The sequence below is a fragment of the Rhizobium sp. BK112 genome (assembly GCF_014193215.1).
Classification (GTDB): domain Bacteria; phylum Pseudomonadota; class Alphaproteobacteria; order Rhizobiales; family Rhizobiaceae; genus Rhizobium; species Rhizobium anhuiense.
On the sequence record NZ_JACHYZ010000037.1, the window covers coordinates 1 to 5,600 of the forward strand.

Here is a 5,600-nt window from a genome sequence, read left to right on the forward strand (position 1 = left end):
TCCCAACGTTGGCATTGACCAGCACGTCGAGAGGCGAGACTGTCGCATCTCTAACTGGCCCAACTGTCGCATTACTAAATAGCCGCTACAACAATTTGCGGCATAAGCTGAATTATGGAACTTTCCTGAACTGGCTCCGGTTGGGAGCCGGACCGCTGTCCGGCTCTTTGCGATCTAAGCCGCCAGGACACCGCTCTTCTTTGCCGTCCACGTGGCGATGTAGTCCATCAGACCAGGTGAGAGGCAGTCATAAGGCGCAAGATCCAGCTCGGTGAGACGCTCACGGATTGCATCCATCTTCGAGGGGTCATAGCCAGCCTCGATGATTGAGGATACGAAAGCGGCAAATCCGGGTTCCGCCCATCCTTCTTCTTCGAAACGCTCAGGATGGACGAAGGATAAGCCCTTGAACGGATGATCCCGGTCCACCGGCCCATACATATGGATACCGCACTCCTTGCAGGCGTGTCGCTGGATGAGGGCTGTTGCGTCGACGACCGTGAGCTTATCGCCGTTCTCAACGACTTCCACGGCTTCCGTGGGTACCACTGCAACAATCGAGAAGTTTGCGCCTACCGGTTTCCAGCACTTGGTGCAGCCGCAGGCATGATTATGGGCGATATCGCCGTTGATCTTCACCTTTACAGGGTTCGTCGTGCACTCACATACGAGAGTGCCTCCAGCGAACGGGCCGCCGCCCTTTTTCAATCCCCCATCGACATAAGGGTGTATGGTTGCCATTGCTTCTTTCCTCCTATTTGGCCAGACAACTGCGCCCGGCTTTCAGATCGGCAGGTGGCCGATCAGCGATTAGGCCGCTCGATTGGAACTCCGCTACAGTTCGACAGCGTAGTAGGTGAAGCCGCCTTCGTCCTTTCCGACACCAGAAATGGCTTCATTGATCCTCTCCAGCGGCCAAACCATCGGTGACATGACCGACATGTCGATGATCCCTGCTGCGACCATCGCCGCAATCTCCACCCCTTCTGCGGCCGTGAACCAAACCGAGCCGATCAATTCCATCTGCTCGTCCATCCACCATTTGACGTCGACGGGCAAAGCCCCAGACGTGCCGCCGATATTGACGACGCGCCCTCCCCGTTTGACGCCACCCATGGCGTCCAGCATGGAGTCGAGCGGCGCCTTGGCGCCGAGCGTATCAAGCATCAAGTCCGCGCCGCTCCCGTTAGTCTGCTCCTTGACGAAAGCTCCCGAGGATCCCTTCACGTTCGAGAACGTGACGATCCGGTCCGGCGCGATCGCTTTCAGCCGCTTAAGCAATGTCTCGCCCCTGGCCACGGCGTAGATTTTGGCAACGCCCATCGCCAATGCGAACAGCGTTGCACCCAAGCCTAGCGTCCCAGTGGCGCCGTTGATGATCAGAGTCTTGCCCATGAGCGGACCGCATTTTTTGAGCGCGGCATAGGAGGTGCCGAGATAGCCCATACGGGAACCCTGGACGAACGTCATATTGTCGGGGATTTTGATGACCTGAGCCTGCGGTGCGAGCATGAATTCGCCGAACCCGCCGTAAGGATAACGGGCGAACATATCCATGCTTTTTTGGTTGTAGCCGAAGTAACCGCCAAGCGTCCAATATTCGCAGGCCTGCGGCTTGCCCGAAGAACAATGATGACATGCACCACAGAAGCGGCCGGGATTCACGTACACCCTGTCGCCCGGCTTAATGCTGACCACTTGGGGACCGACCTCGTGAACCACTCCACTTGGATCGAGGCCATGAATCGCGGGCCGTGGCGGCAATGGCATCTGCGGATACCAAGTCTCCCAGTTGGCCAGAACGTTCGCGAGATTCGGAACCATTCCGCAGGCTTTCACGCGGACGATCACGTCACTTCCGGTGGCCTTCGGACGCTCGACCTCATCAATGCTCATCGGCTGACCCACGGCATGAAGCCGGGCGGCACGCATCAGTTCCATTGGTATTCCTCCCAAACTCAAAGATTGCGTCGCATTGACATCCTATATGGATTGTGAATACCGTTTAGTATCTGAAAAGGCAAGCGGGGAATGGCAACTATCCTCGCCGACCCGGCGGAGGCCGGCGTCAAGGAGGAGAAATGGATTTCGTTTTGGTTGACTGGCTCCGCATTCTCTGCGGCGTCTGGTTCATTCCGCATCTCATCGGCAAGGGCCTGCACTATGAGAAAGCCGGGAGTACATTCGAAGCGGCGGGTTTCAAGCCCGGAAGACTTTTCGTGGGCCTTACCATGGTTGCTGAGGGATGTGCCGCAGTGGGCATGACTTTTACTGTCTACCCCAGGGTTGCAGCCGTCGTAGGTGCCTCGGTATTGCTCGGGGCCGGCTACGCGGTCGTGAAGATCAACGGCATGAACTGGCGCTGGCAGAAGATGGGGCCGGAGTATCCGATCTTCTGGGCACTCATTTGTCTGCTAACGGCTCTTGTATGATCACTGCATTTTGAGGTACGCCTCGGTGTCCGGATACGCGAGAACGGGAATTGCGAATGGCACGGCTGACACGTGAGCAAAGTCAGGCTCGAACGAAAGAGAAGCTTCTAGCGTCGGCGTATGAAGTCATGGCACGCTACGGTTACGCTGGGGCTTCGATTGAGCGGATCGCCGAGGAGGCCGGTTATTCGAAAGGAGCGTTCTATTCGAACTTTGCCAACAAGGAAGACATCTTCCTCCAACTCCTCGCCGGCAATGCCGGTGGCGACGTGGTCCAACTGACGGAACTTCTCGGGAAATGTGATGAGCCGATGGACCTCATCGACGTTCTCGCAACGTGGGCGAACAATCGCGGAGATGACCGCAAGTGGGGGATGTTGGCGATCGAGCTGCTGCGCATGGCACAGCATGATCACACGCTGGGAGATCGTCACATCAAGCTTTTCCGGGATCAATGGGAAGGCGTAGGTAAGATCCTCATCGACAAGTTGGATCTCGTTATGCAGCCTCCTGCGAGCCCATTCTATATCGGCGGTATCGTTCTCGAGCTCACCTATGGCGGTATTTCGAGCTTCCTCAAGGACGGAGCGCCTGGGGACATGGTCCGGGTCGTCTTGCGAGACATGTACCGCTCGTCGCGGGCAACCACGCCCGGTGTCCCTGCAAAAGCCTGACAGAGGCCATCTGCCGTCGACATGAGAAACGGGCGGCTCTGCCTTAGTCGTCCCGCACGCACTTGACCTGTCAACATTCTGTCGATCGTCGAAGCTGCGGCGCTGCGGGGGAAAGCACCCACATTGCGCCTATAGCAAGCTTGACATCTAAAAATTCAAAGACTAGGTTTCATTCAAAGTCTAATTGGTATGCGAAAACCATACGGTATTTAAACTACAGACTGCGTCGACCGCTGTTGAGGAGCATGCGGGCTATGGGGGGATTATGAGCAAAGGTAAGATGACAGTGAGCTGTCGAAGCACGCAAGCCGGAGGCTAAGGCACCGGTTTTGTCGGCGCCGGGTGCACGCGTCAGCGTGCTGGCGCTGCAGGATATACATCTCGCAATTCGGAAGACTTCGCATGTTTGGATTTGGCAACTCCCCGCAGGAGGCGCTGGCCGCGTCCCTGCTCGCCATGGTGCTCGTCGGCATTATCGCGTCGGGCCTGATGCGCTGGCGCCGCCTGATGCGCCCCACTGACCTCCTAATGCCTGCTGCATTGCTGGCAGCCTATTGGCTCGTCTACAACAAAGTGCCGGCTTTTCCGCCTGTCGGGGCGGTCAACAAGGTATTCTATGTGATTGTTATCGGGACGGCAGTCGGGTTCGCGGTCGAGATCGCCGCCCGACGCGCGGTTCGAGTTGTGTCCCTTTTTCAGCCGGTGGCGGCCGCATTCTATATTGGCCTGCCCCGCTTGGGAGTGGCGACGTGGGAAGTGGCGGCAGCTGCAACGGCTGGCGTGGCTATAGTGTGGCTCGTCTTGGGCGGGGCGTCGGTTCGCGCGGAGGATGACGTAAAGCGGGGCGGCGTCGTTGCCGTGCTCGCGCTCGGCTTCGCGCCGATTGCCCTTCTGGGTGCATCGTCCTCTTCGTTTCAGCTCTGTCTGATGCTCGTAGCAGGTTGCCTGGGAATTCTCCTGATACACATCATCAATCCCGTTTTCCGCTTTGGCGGCGCCTCGGCGACCGGCGCATTGGGTGGACTGATTTCCGTCGCTTACACCGTGGTATTGATCACGCGCAAAGCCGATCCCATCGCCATCGCGATCCTCGGCCTCTGCGTCGTGCTGCCAGTGTTCTCGGAGGGTATCTGCCGGCTGCTTGGCATATCTCGGCAGTTTCCGCGCCTTTTCGTCCATATCGCCCTGGCTGCGCTTCCGGCCGCGTTGGCGGTCGTTGTCGCGTTCCTGGACTATGGATCGAGTTTTCCAGTTTAACATGAGGAGGAGAATGAAAATGAAATACAGACTTGCAGCTTTGTTGCTTTCGATGACGTCGCTCGCCGGAACGATGTCGCCCGCCTGGGCCACTAAATTCGACATCGACCCGGTCCATTCAGGGATCGCGTTTTACATCGATCATCTCGGCTTCTCGAAAGTGATTGGCGTCGCGCAGGAATTCTCAGGCGTTTTCGAATTCGATGCCACGAAGCCCGAGGGAAGCAGCCTTGATGTCAAAGTCGCGGTCGGTTCGATCTCGACGAACAACAAGCAGCGCGACGGCGACATACAGGGCGCCGATTGGTTCAATGCGACCGAATTTCCGGAAATCACCTTCGTCGGCAAGGAATTCAAGAAAACCTCCGACACCACAGGACAAATTATTGGCGACCTAACCATTGCCGGGGTCACCAAGTCCGCTGCCCTGGATGTCAAGTTCAATAAGGAAGGCCAGAACCCGTGGGACAAAAGCCACGTGGTCGGCTTCAGCGCGACAACCAAGGTGAAGCGGAGCGATTTCGGCATGAAGGCAGCGCTCGGAATGATCGGTGATGAGGTCGAGCTCGTGATTCAGGTGGAAGGCCGCGAGCACCAAGGCTGATCAAACAATCCGGACCGTAGGGTCCCTTCCCGAAGGGATACCGTCGCCACAAAGCGGCGGTATTTTTCCGTATGGGCGCAACCCTTATGCCGTCCGGCCTGGGATAGGCAGCCGAGTTGGTTTTTCCGGCTTCTCAGATACTTTTGGGTATGCAAATACGAACTGGTATGTTAACGAGAGATAGCGCTGCTGGAAGGCAGGGATAAAGCCGTTAGCGCGCATCGGGAGGATCTTTACATGCGTTCGTTTGCAGTCCTCGTTTGTGGTGAGGCCGCGCCGCCAAGCTCGACCGTATCCGGAGTGACAACGGCCGATCAAAATCTCCCTCATTCATCTGCGACGTAACACTCGCACTCAGGCCGCGCCGCGGCAAATTTGGTAACAATCGAAAGGAAACCCATGGACGTTCGCGCTGCCGTTGCCGTTCAGGCCGGAAAACCGCTCGAAGTGATGACCGTGCAGCTGGAAGGGCCGAAGGCCGGCGAAGTGCTGGTCGAGGTCAAGGCGACAGGCATCTGCCACACCGATGATTTCACTTTGTCGGGCGCCGATCCGGAAGGCCTGTTTCCGGCCATCCTCGGCCATGAGGGCGCCGGCATCGTCGTCGATGTCGGCCCGGGCGTCACCTCGGTG

At 57.7% G+C, this 5,600-nt stretch carries 7 protein-coding genes; 5 read left to right on the plus strand and 2 right to left on the minus strand.

Annotated features, from left to right (window positions below; all coding sequences use genetic code 11):
* Window positions 1-174: 174 nt before the first annotated feature.
* Window positions 175-741 carry an S-(hydroxymethyl)glutathione synthase gene (gfa, locus tag FHT75_RS35530; RefSeq protein ID WP_063473984.1) on the minus strand — a complete coding sequence of 189 codons (567 nt, stop codon included), beginning with the start codon at window positions 739-741 and terminating at the stop codon, window positions 175-177.
* Window positions 742-834: 93 nt separating this feature from the next.
* Window positions 835-1,941: an alcohol dehydrogenase catalytic domain-containing protein gene (locus FHT75_RS35535; RefSeq protein ID WP_063473983.1), complete on the minus strand. Its 1,107-nt coding sequence runs from the start codon at window positions 1,939-1,941 to the stop codon at window positions 835-837.
* Window positions 1,942-2,081: 140 nt separating this feature from the next.
* Between FHT75_RS35535 and FHT75_RS35540 the strand changes: the two genes are divergently transcribed.
* The 5 genes from FHT75_RS35540 to FHT75_RS35560 form a co-directional block, all read left to right on the plus strand.
* Entirely contained in the window at window positions 2,082-2,432 is a 351-nt protein-coding gene (locus FHT75_RS35540) for a DoxX family protein (RefSeq protein ID WP_063473982.1), read from the plus strand.
* 56 nt (window positions 2,433-2,488) lie between these two features.
* On the plus strand, window positions 2,489-3,106 hold the full coding sequence (locus FHT75_RS35545) for a TetR/AcrR family transcriptional regulator (RefSeq protein WP_063473981.1): 618 nt from the start codon (window positions 2,489-2,491) through the stop codon (window positions 3,104-3,106).
* 402 nt (window positions 3,107-3,508) lie between these two features.
* Window positions 3,509-4,363, plus strand: a complete 855-nt coding sequence (locus FHT75_RS35550; RefSeq protein ID WP_183845820.1) for a hypothetical protein — start codon at window positions 3,509-3,511, stop codon at window positions 4,361-4,363.
* 13 nt (window positions 4,364-4,376) lie between these two features.
* A complete protein-coding gene (locus FHT75_RS35555; RefSeq protein ID WP_245294544.1) occupies window positions 4,377-4,967 on the plus strand; it encodes a YceI family protein in 591 nt (196 codons plus the stop codon).
* 399 nt (window positions 4,968-5,366) lie between these two features.
* Window positions 5,367-5,600 (plus strand): alcohol dehydrogenase catalytic domain-containing protein (locus FHT75_RS35560; protein ID WP_183845821.1); only part of this gene is annotated, 234 nt, incomplete at its 3' end.